This window comes from Methylobacterium sp. J-070 (assembly GCF_022829385.1).
Taxonomy (GTDB): domain Bacteria; phylum Pseudomonadota; class Alphaproteobacteria; order Rhizobiales; family Beijerinckiaceae; genus Methylobacterium.
This window is the reverse complement of the sequence record NZ_JAKSXX010000274.1, coordinates 1-20,882: the sequence shown is the minus strand read 5'-3', so window position 1 is coordinate 20,882 and position 20,882 is coordinate 1. Positions and strand designations below refer to the sequence as shown.

The window sequence follows — 20,882 nt, the reverse complement described above, 5'->3', positions numbered from 1 at the left end:
TCGTGGTGCCCATCAGAAGCCCGTCCGCAGATCGAGAGAGGTGTAGAGACCGCCCTTGCGGACGTGGTCGTAGACGTAGCCGGCCGACAGTCCGAGCTGCACCGCACCGATCTGCATGCCACTCAGGTGGCCACCGACCCGCCATTGCCGGTAGTAGTCGTCACCGAGCGCGGTGAATTCCGGCCCGACATACCCGCCGGCGAGCGCCGCGATGCCGAAGCGAACGCGGCCGTAATAGGCGTTGAACGTCGTGGCGTAGGAGCCGGTCGCTTGGAACATTGTGAAGGCGGTCGGCCGGGCATAGTAGTCCAGGGCCGTCTTCAGGCCGACGCCGGTGCGCGTGGTGGTCTCGCTCGCCCCGGACTGCGCGACCTCGTCGTGGCGGGCGTTCAGCCCAACGAAGCCGGTGAGCACGCTGTCCGGACCGACGAGCGCGTAGCCGGCCATCGCGGCGACATCGGTCTGCTGGCCGACGGCGTGGGCCGCGCCGGGGCTCTCAGCCCGGTATGAGCCGATCAGGCCATCGACCCGCACGCGGATACCGCTGGTGAGCAGGTCCCCTGCGGGCGCTGCCGTCACGGTGGCGCTGGCGAATTGCGACCCTTGCGACGCGATGGAGGCCGAGGTGTCGACGGCCACAATCCAGGCGTCGGGGCCGGACGGCGGCTCGGCCCCTGTATACCAGTCGGCGGCCTGGGCGACGGGGCAACCCGCCATGGCCAGGGCCGCGGCGCACCCGATGAGGCTACGGTGCATATCGATACGCTACGTGACTTGCAGGACGCCTTTAGGATCTGGCCAGCAGCCTTAATCGGTCCTTGCTGAAGCGGTTAGGATGCAGAGAAAAGACGGACTAAGCCGCTATAGGCGCCTAAACATGTAGTCTTCGGAAGACGAGGTCCGAGATCTCGCTCCGCCCTTGAAGCACTGGCGTACATCCGTGCGGACCATGCTTGCACGCGCAGCCTGTGGATGGGCGATTTGAGACTAGGCCGACTGGCCTAGTCCGGCCGCGAGGATCCGTGGACCGGCCGCCGCGGCAGCCGCCCGGTTGGCAACGCCGAGGGTGCGCAGGAGCGCCGCCACGTGCACCTTCACGGTGCCCTCACCGAGATCGAGGCTCCGGGCGATCTCCTTGTTGGATCGGCCGGCCACGATGAGTTCCAGCACCTCCCGTTGACGGCGGGTCAGCACCACCTCGCCGGCAGGCGGCGCGGACGCGCTGGGCGGTGGCTCGGCCATGAAGGGAGGCACGTAGATCGCCCCGTCGAGGATAGCCGAGACGGCGCGCAGCACCTCCGCGGTACCCAGCGTCTTGGGCACGTAGCCGTGGCAGCCGGCAGCCAGCGCGGTCAGCACATCGGCACGTGCGTTGGAGGCCGAGACGATGGCGGCCTTGACCGCGGGATAGCACTCGCGCACGGCCGCCACCGAGCCTGCGCCCGCCATGCCAGGCATCTGTAAGTCGAACAGGGCCAGTGCCGTCTCAGGTGTCCCGGATAGAGCGGCGATCGCCTCGTCTAGACTCGCGGTCTCAATCACCCGGGCGAAGCCGAGCTGCCGGGTGAGCAGGGAGGTCATGGCGAGGCGGAAGAACTCATCGTCGTCCGCCAGGATCGCGACGCGGCCACGGGTCACTCCATCCGGTTCTGCCGTCGCCATCACCGCGCTCCCGACGCGGTCCGGGCCGGGACAAGGCCGCACGCCAGCATCGCCCGCGTCTCGGCGGCGGCCGCGACAGCGAGGGCCTGGGTTCTGACCAGGAGCTCGTCGAACGCAACGTCCTCGGTCGCCCGCTCCAGGGCCAAGCAGGCTCGGCTGAGCGGCATGAAGCCCAGAAGGCCGCTTGCCGCTGCCAGGGCGTGCGCCTCCGCGCGCAGGACCGCACGCTCGGCCGCCGTACCAGGCGGGTCAAGCGCAGCGGCGCGAGCAGGATCTGCGTTGAAGCCTGCGTCAGGGTTCGCGAACGCATGCTCGGCGCGTTCCTGGAATTGTCCCAGCAGCCGGGTCAGCGTGTCTGGAGCGATCAGCGCCATGTTGTCCGCGTGGCGCTCACGGTCGAGCGTCGGTTCTGCATCCGGAATTGCGCCGGCCGACCTGTCGAGCCATCGTGCCACCGCGTCACAGAGCTCCTGAGGCTGGAACGGCTTACCGAAGTGATCATCCATCCCGGCAGCTCTGAATGCCTCCACCTGATCCGGCAGGACATTGGCGCTCAGCGCGACCACAGGCACCTGGGCAACTGAACCTGGCAAGCAGCGAATCAGTCGGGTAGCCATCATGCCGTCGAGGCGTGGCATCTGGACGTCCATCAGCACGAGGTCGTAGTTGGCCGCCTCCACGGCGCGCACCGCGTCGATACCATCCGTGGCGAAGTCGACGGTGTGGCCAGCAGCCCTGAGCACGGTGCAGGCCAACTCGCGGTTGATCTCCACATCCTCCACCAAGAGGATGCGTCCGGCTCTGCCCCGACGCGACGAACGGGACGGGATGGCCGCAGCGACGGCGGACGCCAGGGGTAGCGCAAGCGTGAACCAGAAGGTCGAGCCTCTGCCCGCCTCTGATACGAGGCCGATCGTGCCGCCCATCAGCTCGACCAGCCGGCGGCTGATCGCCAAGCCGAGACCGGTGCCGCCGTAATCGCGACGGATCGAGCTGTCGGCCTGCGAGAAGCGCCGGAATAACCGCTCCTGACGGTCAGGCGAGATGCCGATACCCGTGTCCGTCACGCTGAATCGGATCAGGTCGCCAGCCAGACTCATCCCTTCGTGGCGCAGGCTGACGGTGACGCTGCCTCGAGGCGTGAACTTCACGGCGTTGTTGAGGAGGTTCAGGAGGATCTGCCGCAGTCGCCCGGAATCACCCACGAGGGAGCCTGGAACGACGTCATCGATCCGCACGACGAGGTCGAGGCCCTTTGCAGCCGCTGACGTTCCGACGATGCCTACGCAGGCATCGACCAGTTGGCGAACCGCGAACGGCGCGGAGTCCAGGCTAACTGCGCCGGCCTCAACGGACGCGAAGTCTAGGATGTCGTCGACGATGGTGCGTAGGTTCGAGCCTGCCGTCGCGGCGAGCTCCGCGTAACGTTTGAGATCGCCGTCGAGACGCTCGGATTCCGCAAGCAAACCGGCGAAGCCGATCACCGCATTGAGCGGCGTGCGGATTTCGTGGCTCATGGCGGAGAGGAACTCAGTCTTGGCTGCGTTGGCGCACTCTGCCTCGATCCGTGCGGCCTCGGCCGCCGCCTTGGCCTCGATCAGCGCACGCTCGCCGTCCTTCCGGGTGGTGATGTCGAGAGTCAGGCCAACGATTCGCACCGCGACGCCGTCCCGGTCGAGTTGTGGGCGTCCGATCGCCTGGATCCATCGGCGATCGCCTCCGGCTATGGGGACACGAAACGCGACGTCGAAGGTCCTGCGACCCGAAGAGGCCTCCCGCACCGCCCGTAGGGTCGTCGCGCGATCATCCGGGACGACCCGGCGCATCCAATCGGCGACGTCTACCACCGCAGGGCGATCCTCTGGTAACCCGAGCCGACATGCGCTTTCAGGCGAGAGGATCATCTCGCCAGTCGCGAGGTCGATGGCGAACAGCCCGGCCCCCGCCGCTTCCTGAGCAAGGCGCAGGAGTTCGCCCTTCTCCGCCAGCGCCTCCCGCGCACTCACGACCTCGTCGATGTCGAGGGCAGACCCGAGCCAGCCGATCAGGTCGCTGCCCATGTGCAGGGGCCGGAACACAAACTGGTGCCAGCGGAAGCGGCCGTTCCGGTCGCGGACGCGACCCTGGACCTCGCATAACCGGCCGTGCACGCGCGCCTTGGCGTAGGCGTCGCCGATCTGGCCGGCGTCGTCAGGGTGGAACCGGTCGGTGCGGGCGGCGCGGGTGGTAGGAATCGGCCCACAGTAGGTTTCGAAGGCTTGGTTGACGTAGACCGTCTCGCCCGTGTCGGCGCGTTCCATCCAGACCAGTTGCGGCAGCGTATCTACGAGCGCCCGGTAATGGTCGCGGCTCGCGCGCAGGTCCGCATGAGTCCGCTCATGCTCGGATGCCTCGCGGATAGTGACGATGCGGTCACCGGTGCCGGGGACGTTCCGGACGACCAGCACCGTCGCGACCCAGCGCGCGCCCGCATCGCGCATTCGCACAACAGCTGTGTCGGAGCCGGACGGTTGTGCGGTAGTAGCGAGGGCGACCTCGTCCTCCGGGTGAACGGCTTCGTGCAAGAACCGGCCTACAAGGGAAGTGGCTACCTCGCCGAGGAATGCCTGCCCGCCCGCGGATGCGAAGGTCACCCGCCCCGCAGGATCGAGGCGCAGGATCAGCCCGGCGACGGCGTCAACGACCTGGCGCAGCGCCTCAGCCTTGGAGCCGGGCGACACGTGGCGCAGGTCGGTCATCGCCGAAAGGCCCGACGACCAGTGGCGCTCCACGGGCGTTGGCAAGTTGAGGTGAAAGCGGGATGAGAAAAGGCCTGTTCTGCGGTCATCGGCTGCGATACGGCGCGGGCGCTGGGTTACAAAAGTGCGCGCAGTCTCGTCTCGTAAGGTTAACCGTCTCTTTACCCTAATGCGGGCTATGAAGATTTCTAAGGGATTATCTTCAGACTGCCAGTGTCGAGTTGAATTTGCCCGGATCACAATAACGATATGTGCGATGGCGGTGACCGGCGCGAAGCGCCCCGATTCTTGGTGACCCTCTCGGCTCGGGTCCGAGATGCAGCGCGCACCTATCGAACGGCGATTCTCGATGTAAGCACGGGTGGACTTCTGATGATAGTGCCGAAAGACTTTGTGGCTGATCCCGGTACCCGACTTGAGATTGAGGTGGCGATGATCGGCACCGTGCGCGTGCGCGTTGTTGCGACCAGCGAGCGCGGCGTCCATCTCCGCATCGACTCGGATGCAGATGCATATGGTCTCGCCGTTCGAAGGGTGTCTAGAATTGTTCAGTCTTGGTAGCGAGGACCTCAGGTGTTGAAGTTGATTAATCTATAGATCACAAGAAGAAAGTTCCGCATGCTGTCGATACTGTAGATAATTTACACGAACCTACACCTGTATGGATGGATGCAATCCGATTGGCGGAGCCGCTGAGACTTCAGCTATATCAGGCGTCCTGACTTAGGTCGCGCGCCGCATCCGCCGAAGCACATACAGAAGCTGCGCTCAAGTCACAACAGGAAAGATACGCATACAGGGCCTAAATAACCTAAATCATTCGTGCTTTGGGGTACATAAGTGTGGTTCTCTGCCGTCGCTCCGTGCAGGAAAGTGAGAGCCCCGCTTGAGCGGCGCGTGGCGGCAGGTCGATGTCGTCGAGGCGCCAAACGCTTTCGCCGAGGCATTGTTCAGCGTGCCATGGCGCGATGCGCTCGCGGAACTTCCACCAGGGCCCCGGCGCACTGGATCTTGGTTCGCTTTGAAGCGCATGCTGGCTGGCCCTTAGCAAGGGCGTCCTAAAACCTCGATCCATCTCGACATCCGGACACGTTGACGTAGATGGTATGTTAGCTGTTCTTTGCTAGATGTAGTTAGTTTGAATTCGCGGCCCGTTAACTCGACATTAGCAACTCACACACCTACTGGTTGTAAGCGGCAGCCGTCGACCGCGGGAGTTTCGGACTAATCAAGAAATCTCTGGAGCAGCACCATGGGCAGGGCACTGGGCGGCAAACCGTTGGTCCTTGTTGTCGAAGACGATGCTGTCACCCGCATGGCAGCCATGGCCATGCTTGATAGCGCCGGGTATGAGGTGGTGGAAGCAGATAGTGGCTCGTCTGCTGTTCAGGAGCTTATGCGGGTCCCGGGAATCCGTGTGATCCTGACCGACATCGACATGTAGATGGGCATCGATGGTATCAAGTTGGCCGCCTGCGTGGACTTGGGCTGGCCAGGCATCAGCATTGTCATGACATCGGGCAAGGTGAAGCCTCTGCCTGGTGACGTGCCGAGGAATGCTCGTTTCGTGCCGAAGCCCTACGGCGAGGCGAAGGTGCTCGCTGCGATCAGCCGGATGATGGCTCAGTGACCCTCACGTTTTCGCAACAGGTTAGAAGCCGCATGTGAAAAGCGGATCTGCGGCACTCGCAAACAAGCGAGCGTTAACCTTGCCGGTCCATTAATGCTTGTCGGTAGCCTCGTGCGTATCGGCGGGCCCTATATGACCTCAGTCTCCAGCTCCACAGCGGCGCTCCTGCAGTACTTCCGAGATCGTGAAGCCAGGTCGGACGCACAGGGTACGAACACCAACGGCGCCAAGGCTCAACCGGCGGACACGGCTGGATCGAGTCTTAAGCTCGCGTCGGTTCAAACTAACAACGTCGGTTCCGCTGCCTCTACCGAACTCGATGTCTCGCAGGTCCAGGACCGTCTCGGTTCGCTCATCGATGCGCAGGTTTCATCCGGAAAGCTGACGGACTCGCAAGGCGATGTGCTCAAGAGGGTCCTGAATCAAGGTTCCACTGCCTCGGACGAATTCAGCGCTGTTGCGACAACGCCTGAGACTGTCCCGCAACCCAAAGGACCCACAAAAGCGGAGCCTTCAACAGCCGAATTATCTTCGCAAGGCGTAGGAGGTGTGCAAGACTCTGGCGCCGTGTTAGCGGCGTTCATCAAGAACCTGCAGAGCACGCAGGTCTCCAGATCGGGGTACGGCAGCACCGGCTCCGCTGCCTCAGCAACAATCGTGGGCACGCGGGTTCTCGACGTGAACACGTAAGTGCTGCTCGTGAAAAGAATGGTGGTGCATCGTCCGGAGGCGGCGGGCCCGCATTGATCCAGCACCAGCGCATCGAGGCACCGGCGCGTCGGTCCTGCGCCGTGCGCTTCCGATCGATCTATGCGCCGGCCGGGGTGACCTAACGTCGCCACTAGATGTTTGGTCCCGCTGTGTGGTGGTACGACTGATGGACGCGCTATGGGACAGGTTCTCCTGATCCTCACCCGATTTCGCGGTTCTCCCGCACTTTGCGTGGATAAGGCAGCGAGGAGCACGCGGCGGCGGCGGAGTGCGAAGCTGGCGCGGCCGTACATGGTACGCTTGAGCATCTTCAGCCGACTGATCTGCCCTTCGGCCTGCGCGTTGCTCCAGGGCGTCGTCAGCGCCGCCCGAACCGCCGGCCCGTCCTGCGCCAAGCCCGCCGCGAAGGTCTCCAATGCCGCCACGCCGCAGGTGCGCGTCTCGAGGAGCCATCTGTCGAGTTCGCCGGCCGCATCCACCGGTCGGTCGCCATCTAGGCCGCAGGCGCGCACCAACATCGTGAACCGCCGCGCCAGATCGGCGACGCGTGCTGCCTCGGCGTCGTGCCGGATGCGAGCGAGGTCGGCCGCGGCACGGGGCGGCAACGTCTTGATCGGCTGAACCAGGGTCCAGGCCAGTTGCTTCGGAGAGGCGATCGGTTCTGCTTTGGGAGCCTCCGCGCTCGGCGCTTCGGTTCGCGACAGCTACTTGTGGGCGGTGCGCGGCGCCGGCACCGTGCGCCGCTCGGCGACGTAGCGGTGCACCTGCCGATGAGTTCCAGCAAAGCCCTGATCGCGGATCTCGCGCCAGAGCGCCATGGCGTTCTGAAGTCGGCTTCTCACCCCGAGCCGGAGTTGCGGGACGGTCAGCGAACGGACGCTTTTAAGAAGCGCCGACGGCTGTCGGTACGGCTGACATGGGTCGAGGGTGTGTAAAAACGCAGGCGCGTTCCGAAGTTGCAGAACAATCTTCTCTGCACGAGAAATTCCCGCCCTCCAAATGGCGGCCCCGAGGCCAGTAGGGTGCTCTTTTCGATATCGGGCAGGGAGTTCGAGAGAAGGTCCTTCTACCGCCTCCGCGTTTTGACACAGCGTCGGTCGGTATGAGCCCGTCCGCTTTTGCAGCGGCACTTCTCCGGAGCGGACCTGCTTCTTACGGCCAGAGTCCGTCACGCCAATTCGGAAGCGCGCGCAGAATCAGACGTTCGGCTTGGCGCCCATCCCATCCCGGTCATTCAGTGAGCTGTCACGATTCCCCGTAAGCGGACGCTACTGTCAACGTTCGGAGGGCGGCCTATGGGACGAACCAATGGTACGGAAGCGGCCGCTGCCATGGCCGAACAGTGTTTCACCGTGTCTGTCCCGCGGCCGTCCCGCCGAGTTCCACACGAATCTCTGACGTTCGCGATTTTGCGTTTCAAATTCAGAGACCACCCAATGGAACGCTTATGATCCGAGGCACGGACCGTTCCAGTAGGGCTGGCTCTATTGAAACGAGCTAGCGTCGCAGCACCCCCTGATTAGTTTGAGGTCCTCCGCCAATTCTGTCTCAAAAATTCGAAAGCATCTGCGTGACGCGTCAGCGTCTTAAACACCAGAAGGATGCAAAGTTCGCCAGCGACACCACCCATCAGGGGGTTAGCCACGATCGCGGCTTTGCCCCGAGTTCAGGTCGGTTCCGGGTAGACCCGCGCACGCCTTCCTGGTTGGGGACACCCTTCTCCATGCATCCGAGCCGATGGCAGGTTGCCGGCTGACAGCTTCGCAGGTCGTTTGCCTCGCCCCAGAAGCATGCTCACGCCAGCGCAGATCAGCAAAACCGGTATCGGGTAGCGCCGCACTGCATTCAGGGACAGGTCGTAGAGGTCGCTACCCGCACCCCTGCTCCTTGCCGCGCCAAGCATGTCCTCGACGAACGCAACGGGGTGGAGGCGATCCTGGAGCTGGTTGAGCACACCTTCGAGCCGCGCCCGCCCAGCTTCGATCTCCCGCTCGATCTCGTTCACTGTCGCGTTCATATCCAAACTCACCGCACGTTACGCCGCCGCCGCCTAAAGCAGTCTCCTGAGTGAGGTGACCGGGCGCACGGGACCGCGCGCCCAGCCGTGGCTCGATCGCGCCGATTACTTCTTGGCGCTGCTCTTGCCGTGCGCTTTCGTCGAGCTCTCGTGCGCCTTCTCGGAGTGGCCGTGCGCCTCCTTCGAGTGCTTGGCTGCGGTGGTCTCGTCGCCCTTCTCGTGGTGCTCGGCTGCGGTCTTGTGCGACTTGGCGGCGGCCTCATGGTGCTTGGCCGCCTCGTGGTGTGCGTTCTGGGCCATGGCTATGTTCCTCGTTCGGCACCGTCACGGTGCTCGTTGCGATCGGATCGACCGGCGCGTCCAAGTGGGGCAGGTCCTACCTGGCGTGCGGTGTGACCTCAGGTCCGCCCTGCTTGAGTGCGCGGGCGGCCTGCCCTCGGCGATGTTGCGGTCCACCGCCGAGAGCGGCTCTCGTGAGAGCCGGGAAAGGCGCTTGAGAGGCGGTCCGCCTCGAACGGCTGTCGAGCTAATTCGAACCAACCGCTGAAAGCAGGCGGTCTGGGGCATCGCTGGCCGTCGTGGAGGCGAGTACCGAAGCCAGCATCCGTCAATGGGCACGTCTGTGGCGGTTTAGCTTGGAGGGCGACGCTCGGCATTTCCATGGGCGCCGCGCAACGCACGCTACCAGTGGGCGTGCTCCTGCTCGGTCGGCATCCGGCCCTGCGGACTGAGTTGGTCGACCACACCGGGCAGCAGTTGCGAGAGCTGCGACAGCAGGTCGGAACTGCCCATCCCGGTCTGCTGCGAGAGTTGCCCCACAGTCTCCGGACCGAGCGCCGCGCCGAGATCATGCGGCGCGATCGGTTGGTTCTGCCCCTGGCCGATCCACGAGTTGATCGCCCCGCCGTGGCCGGCCTGGGTGAACTGCTCGACCAGGGCACCGAGCCCCCCGGCTCCACCGCTGCCTCCGAGCAGACTACCGAGCCCACCCTGGCCGCTGCCGAGACCGCCGCCGCTTGGGTTACCCAGCATGCCGCCGAGGCCACCGCCCCCGGCCCGCGCAGCAAGCAGGCTCATCAGGACGCCGACGAGGGGGTTGGCGCCGGCACCCTGCTGTTGACCGGCGTTGCCACCGACCACACTGCCGATGATGCTGTCGAGTAGGCCCATGATCTGTCCTCCTGTGGCCCACGGGCCGGGTGATCGTACGGGTCGACGATGAGGTCGCGCGGACGCATGGATCGCGGCGATCAGACAGGGTGATTGTAAACCCGCACTCGGCGGGCACCGGACGTCTGCGTGTCCGTGCCAACCACGGGAGCGCTGACCGCATCGTTCTCGCGCACGAGCGAGCCGGCGGCTGCGTCCGAGCCGATTAGGGTCGAGGTGTCGCTTCGCGCCTCGCCAGCCGTCTCGCTGCTCCAGCCCTCGCTCTCCCAACCCTGCGCACGCGCGTCGAGATCGACAGCACCGTGTTCCTCCAGGATGCGCGTGGCCACGCCGGCATGAGCTTCATCCGCCCTCACAGTCAGCAGCGAGCCGCCGCGACGCACGCCCTCGGCATAGGCATGCGCGTCGGACTCGCTCACACCGGCCCCGGTCAACGAGCCGGTCAAACCACCCGCCGCGGCACCGATACCCGCACCGGTCAGCGTTGCCACGAGCCAGCCCGCGGCCACGACCGGACCGACGCCCGGGATGGCCATCAGCCCGAGGCCGGCGAGGAGGCCCGCGCCACCGCCCAGGATCGTGCCGAGGGTCGCACCGGTACCGGCGCCGGTGGCGGCGTGGTCGGCCGTGTCGCCCGTTCCGGAGGTGCTGGTCTCCGCCTTGTTGCTGACGAGGCTGATGTCGGAGTGCGGCACGCCGGCCGCCTCCAACTTCGTCACGGCCGCCGCAGCGTCGTCGTAGCGGTCGTACAGGGCTGAGAGGGTCTGTGTGGGCATGGGAGGACTCCGAAACGTTCGAGTGGGACTGATCGAGCGAGGGGCCAGCTACTGGACCGCGACGTTGCCCTTGAAGTCGAGGCCGACGCTGGCGGGCTTGCCGTCCGCCATCGCGCTGGCGTGCCAGATGCCATCGCCGTCTTTCTTGAGGTCCTTGACCTCGTGGTAGCCGGCCTTCTCCAAGCGCCGGCGGACCTCACCCTCGGTGAAGCTGTTGGCGCCCCGCTCCAGCTTGACGTTCGTCCCTGTGCCGGTGGCCGCTGCCTTGCCATCGCGAGCGTGATCGGTGTTCGGCCGCGTCACGGCGTTCTGCCCGCCGGAGGTCGCGCTGGAGGCGCCACCCATCGCAGGCTGCCCCGTGACGGTCGTCTGCGCCGATGCGGGCGCTGCTGCGAGCAACGGCAACACGAGAAGGATCGAGCGGTTCAGGGACATGGCAGGGCCTATTTGTCTGGCTTCAGTGGTGAGACGAGCCGATCCGAACTCGGATCTCGGCATGGTGCGCTGCCCAGCGCATCGAAGCTCCGGGCAGCGGCGCTCAGGTGATCAGACCGGCTTGCGCGTGCCCGGCGTGGTCCCAGTCGTCGTGGTGCCGGCCGTGCCGGTGCGGCTGACGTTGCCGCGCTCGTCCTCGACCTCGACCTCGGTGTGCCGCACCTTGTCGGTGACCGTCTCGGTGCGCTGACCCGCGTCCTTGCGGATGCCGACCTCCTCAACCACGCGGGCCTCCTTCGACACCACCGCCTGCTCGCGCAGCTCAGTCGCCTCGATGGTCTTGCTCTCGAACAGAGCCTCGTCAGCCGCCGTCACCGGCCGGTCGACCGCGCGCCGGTCGACGTGCACGGTCTCGTCGCGTAGGGTGACCTGCTCCTCGACTGGCTTCTCGATGACGTAGGAGCGAACCTGAACGCGGCCGGCCTCCGCCACACGCTTACCGACGCTGAGGCGCTCCTCCACGACCGGGATGTAGTCCGTCTCGCCCGCGGTCGTGCCGGCGCCCTTCAGGGCCGCGGCGTCAGTAGCTGCCGTTCCGGTTGCCGTCGTCCCCGTGGTCGAGCCAGCCGCGGTCGTGCCGCCCGTCGCCGAGTATCCGCTCCAGCCTTCCTTGCGCCACGTGGTCTCGCGCTGGTCGAGATCGACCGAGCCGTGCTGCTCCAGGATGTCGTAGGCCGTCTCGGTCTGCGCCGGCTCGACGCTCGCGGTCAGCAGCGTGCCGCCGCGGCTCAGGCCCTCACTGTAGGCGTAGCGATCCTCCTCGGGCATGAAGAAGTCCTTCAGCGAGCCCCAGAAGCCACCCTCGTCCTTGCGGTAGTCGTACGAGCCGCTCGTGCGCGCCGTCTGAGCTCCCTGGACGAGCTTGATCGCCGATTGCGGGATGCCGGCGGCGACGAGCTTGGCTTGGGCGGCCTGCGCCTCGGTCGGGCGATCGAACAGTGCGGTGATCGTCTGCGTCATGATGTTGTCTCCTGGGCTGAAGGGGAATTGATCTGCTCGCTGGCGTGACCATCCAGGCTCACGCGTTCCACCACGGCGCGCTGCTTGCGCAGCGTCACCGGGACCTCGACGTCCTCATCCGCTGAGCTTCGACGGATGTGCAGCTCCTCCTTAAGGACGAGGCGCTTCTCGACGACGAGGATCTCTTCGAGCACGGGGATGATCGTCACCCCGTCCTCCACGCGGACCGCCGGGGGCACCTCGCCTTCAGACAACGTCCGGTCGACCGGCACGCGGGTGACCTCGACCGTCTCGCTGCGCAGGCTCTCGCGCAGGACCTGATCGACAGTCTCGGTCCGGGTCGAGACCCGCACCCGCCCGGTCTCGACCACCTGCTTCTCGATGCGGGCGGTCTCCTCGATCAGCGGGAGGACCGCCTCCTCACCGACGGCGACCTCCGCCGCCTCTGCGCCATGCGTCCGTGAGGGCTTCGGCTGGCCGGCGGCGGGATCGCTCATGGTCAGATCCGACGCTGGGTTGTGGTAGCAACGCCGGTACGGCTCACCACCGGGTCGACGGCGGCGCCACGACCCGCGAAGAAGGCCGCCAGCGCGCCGAGGATCAGCGCCAGGGCGCCGTAGAGGGCGCCCTGCGAGCCGACACGGGCGGCGGCGTCGGCTGCCTGCTTGGCCTGCTCCTTGACCTTGGCCGTCGCGTCGTTGAACTGCTGCACGTACTGGGCGACCTGGGTCCGGGCCTGCTCGACCGGGATGTTCTGCGCCTTCGCCAGGGCCTGGGCCGCCTTCTCCTGCGAATCCTTCTGCTGCGCGGCATCACCGGTCACCGCGGCGCGCATCGCGCTGACGGCGGCGTTCTTCAGGGCCTCCGGATCGTTGCCGGTGCCGTTACGGACTTGGCTCTCGATGTTCGAGAACGGGTTATCCATGCCCGGCAGCGACGGGGCAGCAGCCTGTGCGGCGGTCTTCACCGAGCTGCCGATCAGGTTGCCGGCCCCGCCGAGCGTGCTCGACACAGCGCTCGACGCGCCGCTGACGACGCCGCCGACCGCCGAGGACAGCAGGTACACGACGACCAGCGTCGAGACCGCCCAGGCGATCAGGCCGTGATAGGCGGTGGTGGTATTGGCCGGCTTGCCGGAGAGGCGCCCGGCGAGCCAGCCGCCGGCGGCGGAAGCGAGGATGCCGGAGATCACGAACCAGATCCCTGCGCCCGAGGACAGGCTGCCGGCGGTCGGGGTGCCGTTGCCCGCCGGATCGACGGTCGAGAGCCCGATGCCGAGCCCGACCATGTTGAGGATGACCTGGGCGACGAGCGCGATCGCCGCGCCGGCGAACACGGCGCCCCAGGAGATGGAGTGCAGCGCCATCGTGCGCATGTCCTCCGCGGGGGAGACCAAGCTGGTGGTGGGGAGGTCGCGGTCATAGGCCGGACGGGTGGTGTCGGGTGTCAACGCCATGGTCGGTACTCTCAAGTCAGATGGTTCGATCTTCGGCCGGGAGCGGCGAAAGCGGGTTGGCTAGGGTCAGAACACCCGGCGACGGCTGACCAGGGCGTGGTAGAGCCACAGCACGACCACCGCGCCGACGACTGCGACGAGCAGGCTGTAGAGGTTCAGCCCCGCCGGGCTCGCCGAACTGGTTGAACAGGAAGCCGCCGACGACAGCGCCGACCACACCGAGCAGGATGTCGACGAGCAGGCCCTGGCCGGTGTTGTTCACGACCTTGCTGCCGATGAAGCCGGCCACGAGGCCGAGCACGATCCAGGCGAGGAGTGACATGGTCCGGCTCCACTTCTCTCGGTGTGGGTTGGAGTGCGTCCGTCTGCAGGTTTGCTGAAGGCGCGCAGAAGCCGCGGCTGCAGCCCCGTGTCCGCTCGCGACCCGGCATCAAGTGCGGGTCGCGCGCTTTGGTCTCGGCTCGGGTTTCAACGACGTGTGCGCGGCTTCGATAGCGGCGATCTCGGCGGCCGCTTCCGCCTGGATCGCGCGGTCGCCCTCGATGATGCTGATGGCTTCCTTGATCAGAGCCCGGATATGGTCGGGCGAGAGCACCTTCCGACGCCCCACCAAACGGATCTCCTCGTATCAACCCGCCGGGATGATCTTCCGAGATGCTCGCGTGAGCAGAGCTACCACTGCGTAATCAGGTGATCTACTCGAAGTTCCGACGATTTACATAAAGTACATTTGTACCAAACTGGCTTGGTAGTTCTGTCACGGTTTCCGCCTGCTTCAGCGCTGCTGCCGCGTGTTCGGCCCGATCCCGCGCTCCTGCGCCCACACCACCACGGCGCTGCGGCGGTTGACCCCGAGCTTGCGGTACAGCCCGGAGACGTGATTGCGCACCGTGTTCGGCGACAGCTTCAACTCGGCCCCGATCTCCTGGTCGGTGGCGCCCTGGCAGATCCGCGTGAGCATGTCCTGTTCGCGGATCGTCAGGTTCTCGACACCGAGCGACGGCCGGGCAGAGCGCGACGGGTGACGCAGGGTCGCCAGCTTGTCGATCACCCCGTGGCTGAACCACGACGCGTCCGCCATCACCGCCTCGATGGCGGAGATCAGTTCGCGCTCCGAGCGCTTGCGGGCGGTGATGTCCTGCAGGACGCACAGCACACAGGCCTCATCATTGATGCTCACCCGCTCGGCCGAGACGAGGCAGTCGATCTCGGCGCCGGCGGCATCCTGCAGCACGGCCTCGAAGTCTCGGACGCTGCCGAGCCGCCTCAAGTCGCGGGAGAACTTGCGCTGCTCGGCCCGGTCGATCCATAGCGCGAGGTCGGCGAGCGACTGGCCGCCCACGGCCTCGGGAATGTGCCCGAACGTCGTGGAGAAGGCCTGGTTGACGCTGGTGATCTCCAGTCCGTCCGCGTCCAGCAACGCGCCCGGCACCGGCGAGAGGTCGAACGCCTTGGCGAAGCGCTCCTCGCTGTGGCGCAGGGCCATCTCCGCCTTCCGGCGATCCTCAAGGTCGGCGAAGGTGAACAGCATGCACGGTTCGATGCCGCCCGGGCCGGGCATCTCGATGGCGTGCCCGGCCACGATCACGTAGCGGCCCTTCCCACACGGGGTCGCGAGCCGAGCCTCCATCTGCGGGATGGTGCGGCCCTCGTGCAGGCGATGGATAGCCATCTCCCGCCGCTCGGCCTCGCGCAGCAAATCGATCTCGCAGAAGCTCCGGCCGAGCACATCGTCGCGATGGTAACCGGTCAGGTCGAGAAAGCCGTGGTTGACCCGCACGAAGCGCAGATCGGCGATCCGGCAGATGATCGCCGGGGCCGGGTTGGCGTTAAACATCCGCTCGAACCGGGCCTCGGCCTGGTAGCGCTCGCTCACATCCTGCATCACCAGGGCGAGGCCGTTCGGTGTGCCATCGGCGTCGATAGTCACTAAGCTGCGGATGCGGTGCATCCACCTATGGGACGGATCCCGCTTGGGGACCAACTCGACCACGATGTCGCGGAACACCTCGCCGGCGAGCACCCGGTCGAGCGGATGCTGCAGCGGGCCGATCTCTCGATGATTGCGGTAGTGCAGCGTGAAGTTCGCGCGGTACTCGGACACGGTGGCGCCGAGATCGCCGGCATCCGCAACCCCATGCATCATCACGGCGGCATCGTTCGCATAGGCGATGGTCTGATCCAGCTCGATCAGGATCACGCCCTCGGACAGACCGGCCACGATCTGCCGCATCTGCGTGTGGCGCGTCTCATCCGCCATCGGCGTCTCTCCTTGCGAAACGCCAACGTTCGCACGCATGGAAAGCCCCGATGCGAACGACGGTGGCTGGAGGAAAATCTTCGACGGCAGCCGAGGGTTTCCAGCTGCATCGTACTCTGAGACCCCAAGCGGAACGAACGGCGATGCCGATTGCCGGAACGGCGTGATGTCCCTTCGGTTTGCGAGGTATCGACAACCGAACGGAGGAAACGATGTCGGCACCCAACAGCCTGAAAGAGGTCTATCTCGACGAGATGCAGGATCTTTGGTCGGCCAATGATCAGATGGTCCGGGCCGTGCAGCAGGACGCGGAGTGCGGCGTTCCAATAGGGCAAGCATTGTGGAACGGTGCAGCTGGAACTCAGCCTTGCCGTCCGCATATCTGCGCCGTACCTGTCACACTAAGCGGGCCGAAGGCCGCCTACACGACGGCGCCATCGATCCACCCCTCTGGAGCCTGTATCTTCGCCTCGATACCGGCGTGTTCCGCCAGAAGCGAGAGAAGGTTCGGGCCGCTAATCAGCTCAAGTGGCTTGCCATTGGCGAACTCGAACGCCGCCTTGCCGTAGCCGCTGGTGCTGACGAGGATGCCCTTCGATGCACCTTCGTTCATCACCGTGCCGTAAAGGTCGCGAACGGCGCTGACCCCGACCGTGTGCTTGTAGCGCTTGGCCTGGATCACGACCTTGCCGCCGAAGATCGGGCGTTGGTCGAAGGCCACACAATCCACGCCGCCATCGCGCGATGCCTGCGTCAGGCGCGCTTCGAGGCCCATGCGCTCGAACAGGTTGGTGATCAGCGACTCGAACTCGCTGGGCGTCAGCTCCATCAGGTTCGGCCGACTGTCGAGGGTCGACAGCACGTCCGCCTCCTGGATGAAGCGGTGATCGACCATGTTTATGTCGACGATTGGCTTCACCGGTACGAGTTCGGAGGGGTGTCCCGAGACGTGGGCGCGGAGCTGTTTCAGGCATGTGGCCGGCTCAACGCGGTCGAGGTTGAGCTGCGCGAACTGCTCGGCCGAGACGCGCACGGAGACGAGGCAGGGGCGGATCGGCCGGCCTGTCGCGCGATCGATCGTCGAGACGAACACGCTCACCACCGCGCTCTCGACCACCTGGGCTTCGTCCGAGTCGAAGGCCTCGTGCAGGAGGCGCAAGGCGGTCTGCGCCAGCGCCTGAGCGTAGAGGGCCTGCCGAGCCTTCTCGCTGCGCTTGGTCTCGACGATCTCATCGTTGGCCCGGACGTAGCGATATTTCTCGACAGTGGGGACCACCTCGTCCATCGCGGGGATTTCGTAGTCGACGACGAGTTGCTTGGACTCTGGCGCAAAGGCGATGCTGTGGTCCTGCGGGAAGCTGTCGGGGTACTCGGATCGCTGGAACACGGCTTCGAAGTAGGAGACGACCGCTTCCGCATCGCCAGCACGATAGGCGTCTCGTAGCGCCGAGATCTCGACGTTGTGGCGCTCCGCCTTGGCCTGCAGATCGGCGAGCGCCGCACCACGTCGCTGCCGGACCGCTTCGAGATCAGCCAGAAGTGCTTCGTGGGACGTCTGAGCCTGTTCCACCAAGTGTCGATGGCGGCCCTGCGCGCCCGGCATCAGCCGTGCGAAGAAACCGAGCGGCGCAGGTAGCAGCGTATCCAAGGGTGGGACGGGCGTCAGTCGTAACGACAGATCGCTATTCAAGTCCCCGTCAGAGACGTGCTTTAGCAAAGCGTCGAAGTCTACCGTCAGATCAGTCGACAACGCGGCTTCCAAGATACCGTTCAACTCCTCGATCTGATGAGTGAGAAGATCGTTCTCGAACTGGACCTCTTCGTGACGCGCTTCGAGATAGGCTTGGCGCTCCAGCTTATCCAACTGTCGGGCCGTCTGAGCAGCGACTCGTTCCTGTAGTCTCGCTTCCTGCGCGGCGGCGTGCACATAGCGCGCCTTGGCACGTTCCTGGTTTCGGCGGGCTCGATCGGCTTCCCTCGCCATCCTACTGACGGTGCTGATGAAGCTCCGGGCCACTGCGATCCTCCGATTGTTGGTTAGAGGATGCAACCCTCAAGCTAGGGTTGTCGAGAGGGAGGAGAATTCTATTTTCAGAACTCGGATGTTGCGTTGTAACTAAATGATGCCGTGTGACGGCGTCTCGCGCTGCTGCGAGCCCATCGCCGAAGAGCACCTGCGCCGCCTCGTGCAGCTCGCACTACCCGTGTTCGAAGGTCTGTTCGACCGCCGCCCGGACACCTCCGGTCGCTACCGGGGCCGGCTCCTGTTGCTTGCCCTTTGCCAGGGCGCGGCGCAGCACTGGGTGGACGGCCACCATGAGGTAAAGGATCTCGACGTGTGGGGCTTCTTCCGATCACACCCACGCGGGCGCTTCCCCGTCCGCTGGCGGAAGACGTGCGATTTCGGCCCTTCAGCGCTTGGCTACCACCCCGACGACACAGGCTACGCCGGGCGCCGTGTCGACGTGCTCGGGCGCTCCATCGAGGTAGAAGTCGGGGAGGATGAGGCGAGGGCCGTCCGGCGCTACCTCGCCAATGCCCGCACACGGACGGCTTGGCACCTCGCCCAACGCCCCGTGATCGCGTTGCACCCAACGTCGTTGTTCGGGCTGCAGGTATGGCCAGTTAGGCCGTAAGATCCAGAAGGGAGGACGCCTTGAGTCCAATCATGGAGGCCCTCAAGCAGTTCGAGGCGACCGAGGCCAACCTCCTCAAGCTGCAGCGGCTCTGGGACGAGCTGAAGGCGCTCTTTCCCGCGGCCGTGTCACTCGACCACAATCCCGAGTATGAGGACCGCGCCCGCTCTTTCGACAGCGTGCTGTGGGCGCTTCCGGCGATCGACGGCTGGAAGCCCAATCTGTGTCCACCCGACCTCGACGGCGTTGCCGCTACCCGTATCGACCTCTTGGAGCTGGACGAGCCGCTGGAGACAGCGCGGTTCGAGGCGGCTCTATGGTCTGAGGGGCGGCAGATCGGCGAGTACCGCTTCCGCCTCGATCAGAAGCGCCGCGCCCTGATCCGCGACGTGCTTCTCGGCGCGATGGACGAGTTCGATACATGCCTGCAGAGCGTCGAGCCGGTCGATACGGATCTGCCGACCTACACGGAGTTAAAAGCGCGGCCAGCATGGCAGCGTATGCGCGAGCTTGCCAACCAGATCGAGGTCCTGCTCGGTAGTAGCGTGCAGAAGCCGCCTGCATGGCCCATCCTCTGACGACACCTGGGCTTCGGCATGGTCGGCGACCTGAATGACATTAGGAAGGCCGACTGGCCGGCGGTGAAGGCCAGCCTCCACAAGGGACTGTACGGCGCCAACGAGCCGGTGCCAGTCGCCGCCGCCGACCTCGGTGAGCTGGTGGCCGCGAAGCCGCGCGGGCCGATCTTGACCAAGCTCGACTGGGCCAAGCTCGATGCGGAGGGCTTCGAGCGCCTGATCTACACGCTGCTCAGCGATCAGCCCGGGTACGAGAACCCCGAATGGCTGATGCGGACGAACGCGCCCGATTGCGGTCGCGACCTGTCGGTTACGCGCATCATCCCCGACGCACTCGCGGACACACGGCGGGAGCGCGTGATCATCCAATGCAAGCACTGGCTCTCGAAGAGCGTGCCGGTCGCCGACATCGGCGCTGCCAAGGATCAGATGTGCCTCTGGACCGACCCGAGGGTCGACATGCTCATCATCGCGACCACGGGCCGGTTCAGCCAACAGGCTGTGCAATGGATCGAACGACACAATGCGGGCGGAGCCTTGCCCCGCATCGAGATGTGGCCGGAGAGCCGGCTGGAGCGAGTGCTGGCCGCGCGCCCCGACCTGATCGCTGAATTTAAGCTACGGTGACAGGCAAGGAGCCGACCATGGATGATGCGCGAGCGCTCTGGTGCTTCTTCAAGGATCTCACCGACCGCTAGGTTCTGATCCTCTAGGAGGGCTCGGCGATGGATCGGGCGACGCGGAAGCTGATACCGATGTGTAAGTATGGCTTCGAGAAGCGAGAGGGCGGCGTTGCAGCCCAGGAGCAAACCTGCGCGCTGCTCAGGCGCCTCCATGCGGAGGGACTATACCGCTGATCTCCAGCCTGCACTCGCAGTCGCAGCCGCTTTCGACCCTTCGCTGACCCTCGGAATGTCCGCTCACGGGCAACTCGGCTGGCTGTCGCTTGCGACCGAGATGGGTGGATTTCCGCCAGTCCGCTTTGGAGGGTAAACTCTAATCAAGCGGACGTTGCCCTATCGCCCGCTCCCGCCCGTTAGGAGCCGGTCAAGTCAGGCTTGGTATCGGACGCGAATGGTGCATTCGAGCGACCAACCCGCGGGCCTAGTCGTTTACGTCCCGATGGCGGCCATAGGGGTGTGCCTATCGTGGTGGGTGGTGAAGTACCTTCTCGTATACTTGCGTCGCGGCGCCTTTCCAGCCGGTGTTCGAACAGGCTGGCCCGCCGTCGAACGTTCCCGGCAACCGATCCAGTTTTTGGCTCAGAGTTGCGTGTTCTGGCGCGATCGTCCTGATGCTGAATGTGAATCTTATAATCCTCATTCTTAATTTATTCCGGCATATATAGAGCAATATGTAGCGGCAGATTTATCCCGATTGACAGCATCGACTGCGATACCTTGACGGTCGTAATGGTGGACCACTCGCATGGGCCCGGTTTCAAAATCGCGTATCGCACGATTTATCCTACTCCTCGCGACCGTCGTTGCGCCGATCACAGCCCATGCGGACAGTATGGACGCCGTGCTGTCATTCGTCGAAGTAGTGGATGAGGTCACCGCGACGACCCACGTTTATCGACAGGCTCGCACGTTGAACTTGAGCGTAACCGACCGATCGCGTGTGTCTGACTGGAATGCCCGGCGACCGGGTTGACCTGACCGGCTGGCTTTGGACCGGGCTGATTGAGAGGATCAGCCAGGATCGAAGGAGTCGGACATGCGGCGAGGTCAGAAGACGAGCGCGGAGCAGGTGGTGCTGAAGCTGCGCCAGATCGAGGTGCAGACGGCACA

22 protein-coding genes and 2 pseudogenes are annotated in these 20,882 nt (G+C 65.2%); 7 read left to right on the top strand and 17 right to left on the bottom strand.

Annotation, left to right across the window (positions count from 1 at the left end):
* Positions 1-12: 12 nt before the first annotated feature.
* The 3 genes from bcsS to MKL01_RS31025 form a co-directional block, all read right to left on the bottom strand.
* On the bottom strand, positions 13-756 hold the full coding sequence (gene bcsS, locus MKL01_RS31035) for a cellulose biosynthesis protein BcsS (RefSeq protein WP_243909030.1): 744 nt from the start codon (positions 754-756) through the stop codon (positions 13-15).
* 231 nt (positions 757-987) lie between these two features.
* On the bottom strand, positions 988-1,662 hold the full coding sequence (locus tag MKL01_RS31030; protein ID WP_243909029.1) for a LuxR C-terminal-related transcriptional regulator: 675 nt from the start codon (positions 1,660-1,662) through the stop codon (positions 988-990).
* Positions 1,662-4,142, bottom strand: coding sequence for an ATP-binding protein (locus MKL01_RS31025; RefSeq protein ID WP_409566386.1), 2,481 nt, complete (start codon positions 4,140-4,142; stop codon positions 1,662-1,664). The genes MKL01_RS31030 and MKL01_RS31025 overlap by 1 nt, the downstream gene beginning before the upstream one ends.
* A gap of 507 nt (positions 4,143-4,649) precedes the next feature.
* Between MKL01_RS31025 and MKL01_RS36315 the strand changes: the two genes are divergently transcribed.
* The 4 genes from MKL01_RS36315 to MKL01_RS31010 all read left to right on the top strand — a co-directional run bounded on the left by MKL01_RS36315 (position 4,650) and on the right by MKL01_RS31010 (position 6,720).
* On the top strand, positions 4,650-4,961 hold the full coding sequence (locus MKL01_RS36315; RefSeq protein WP_409566385.1) for a PilZ domain-containing protein: 312 nt from the start codon (positions 4,650-4,652) through the stop codon (positions 4,959-4,961).
* 691 nt (positions 4,962-5,652) lie between these two features.
* On the top strand, positions 5,653-5,844 hold the full coding sequence (locus MKL01_RS31020) for a response regulator (protein WP_243909027.1): 192 nt from the start codon (positions 5,653-5,655) through the stop codon (positions 5,842-5,844).
* On the top strand, positions 5,845-6,030 hold the full coding sequence (locus MKL01_RS31015) for a hypothetical protein (RefSeq protein ID WP_243909026.1): 186 nt from the start codon (positions 5,845-5,847) through the stop codon (positions 6,028-6,030).
* Between the two features lie 132 nt (positions 6,031-6,162).
* Positions 6,163-6,720 carry a hypothetical protein gene (locus tag MKL01_RS31010; protein ID WP_243909060.1) on the top strand — a complete coding sequence of 186 codons (558 nt, stop codon included), beginning with the start codon at positions 6,163-6,165 and terminating at the stop codon, positions 6,718-6,720.
* 260 nt (positions 6,721-6,980) lie between these two features.
* Here the strand turns inward: MKL01_RS31010 and MKL01_RS31005 are convergent.
* The 13 genes and pseudogenes from MKL01_RS31005 to MKL01_RS36045 form a co-directional block, all read right to left on the bottom strand.
* Positions 6,981-7,568, bottom strand: a pseudogene (locus MKL01_RS31005) (transposase); the annotation flags it as partial.
* A gap of 839 nt (positions 7,569-8,407) precedes the next feature.
* Complete coding sequence (locus tag MKL01_RS31000) at positions 8,408-8,758, bottom strand: DUF3618 domain-containing protein (protein ID WP_243909025.1); 351 nt, start codon at positions 8,756-8,758, stop codon at positions 8,408-8,410.
* Positions 8,759-8,863: 105 nt separating this feature from the next.
* On the bottom strand, positions 8,864-9,058 hold the full coding sequence (locus MKL01_RS30995; protein WP_243909024.1) for a hypothetical protein: 195 nt from the start codon (positions 9,056-9,058) through the stop codon (positions 8,864-8,866).
* A gap of 381 nt (positions 9,059-9,439) precedes the next feature.
* On the bottom strand, positions 9,440-9,928 hold the full coding sequence (locus MKL01_RS30990) for a YidB family protein (RefSeq protein WP_243909023.1): 489 nt from the start codon (positions 9,926-9,928) through the stop codon (positions 9,440-9,442).
* Positions 9,929-10,008: 80 nt separating this feature from the next.
* Complete coding sequence (locus tag MKL01_RS30985) at positions 10,009-10,704, bottom strand: general stress protein (protein WP_243909022.1); 696 nt, start codon at positions 10,702-10,704, stop codon at positions 10,009-10,011.
* Positions 10,705-10,752: 48 nt separating this feature from the next.
* Complete coding sequence (locus MKL01_RS30980) at positions 10,753-11,139, bottom strand: hypothetical protein (protein ID WP_243909021.1); 387 nt, start codon at positions 11,137-11,139, stop codon at positions 10,753-10,755.
* A 111-nt stretch (positions 11,140-11,250) separates the two neighbouring features.
* On the bottom strand, positions 11,251-12,159 hold the full coding sequence (locus MKL01_RS30975) for a YsnF/AvaK domain-containing protein (RefSeq protein ID WP_243909020.1): 909 nt from the start codon (positions 12,157-12,159) through the stop codon (positions 11,251-11,253).
* A complete protein-coding gene (locus MKL01_RS30970) occupies positions 12,156-12,656 on the bottom strand; it encodes a YsnF/AvaK domain-containing protein (protein ID WP_243909019.1) in 501 nt (166 codons plus the stop codon). The genes MKL01_RS30975 and MKL01_RS30970 overlap by 4 nt, the downstream gene beginning before the upstream one ends.
* Positions 12,657-12,658: 2 nt before the next feature.
* Positions 12,659-13,615 carry a PhnA-like protein gene (locus tag MKL01_RS30965; protein WP_243909018.1) on the bottom strand — a complete coding sequence of 319 codons (957 nt, stop codon included), beginning with the start codon at positions 13,613-13,615 and terminating at the stop codon, positions 12,659-12,661.
* A 66-nt stretch (positions 13,616-13,681) separates the two neighbouring features.
* Positions 13,682-13,937, bottom strand: a pseudogene (locus MKL01_RS30960) (GlsB/YeaQ/YmgE family stress response membrane protein).
* Positions 13,938-14,045: 108 nt separating this feature from the next.
* Positions 14,046-14,210, bottom strand: coding sequence for a hypothetical protein (locus MKL01_RS30955; RefSeq protein ID WP_243909017.1), 165 nt, complete (start codon positions 14,208-14,210; stop codon positions 14,046-14,048).
* Between the two features lie 180 nt (positions 14,211-14,390).
* Positions 14,391-15,875: a PAS domain S-box protein gene (locus tag MKL01_RS30950; protein ID WP_243909016.1), complete on the bottom strand. Its 1,485-nt coding sequence runs from the start codon at positions 15,873-15,875 to the stop codon at positions 14,391-14,393.
* Positions 15,876-16,296: 421 nt separating this feature from the next.
* Entirely contained in the window at positions 16,297-17,892 is a 1,596-nt protein-coding gene (locus tag MKL01_RS36045; protein WP_243909015.1) for a restriction endonuclease, read from the bottom strand.
* 103 nt (positions 17,893-17,995) lie between these two features.
* Here MKL01_RS36045 and MKL01_RS30940 point away from each other — a divergent pair, with 103 nt between their 5' ends.
* Genes MKL01_RS30940 through MKL01_RS30930 form a run of 3 tightly spaced genes read left to right on the top strand, consistent with a single transcriptional unit; the run spans position 17,996 to position 19,716 of the window.
* Positions 17,996-18,511 carry a hypothetical protein gene (locus tag MKL01_RS30940; protein WP_243909014.1) on the top strand — a complete coding sequence of 172 codons (516 nt, stop codon included), beginning with the start codon at positions 17,996-17,998 and terminating at the stop codon, positions 18,509-18,511.
* A 32-nt stretch (positions 18,512-18,543) separates the two neighbouring features.
* Entirely contained in the window at positions 18,544-19,089 is a 546-nt protein-coding gene (locus MKL01_RS30935) for a hypothetical protein (RefSeq protein ID WP_243909013.1), read from the top strand.
* Between the two features lie 18 nt (positions 19,090-19,107).
* Positions 19,108-19,716, top strand: a complete 609-nt coding sequence (locus MKL01_RS30930; protein WP_243909012.1) for a restriction endonuclease — start codon at positions 19,108-19,110, stop codon at positions 19,714-19,716.
* Between the two features lie 903 nt (positions 19,717-20,619).
* Here MKL01_RS30930 and MKL01_RS30925 read toward each other — a convergent pair.
* On the bottom strand, positions 20,620-20,882 hold a 263-nt coding region (locus MKL01_RS30925; protein WP_243909011.1), incomplete at its 5' end, for a hypothetical protein.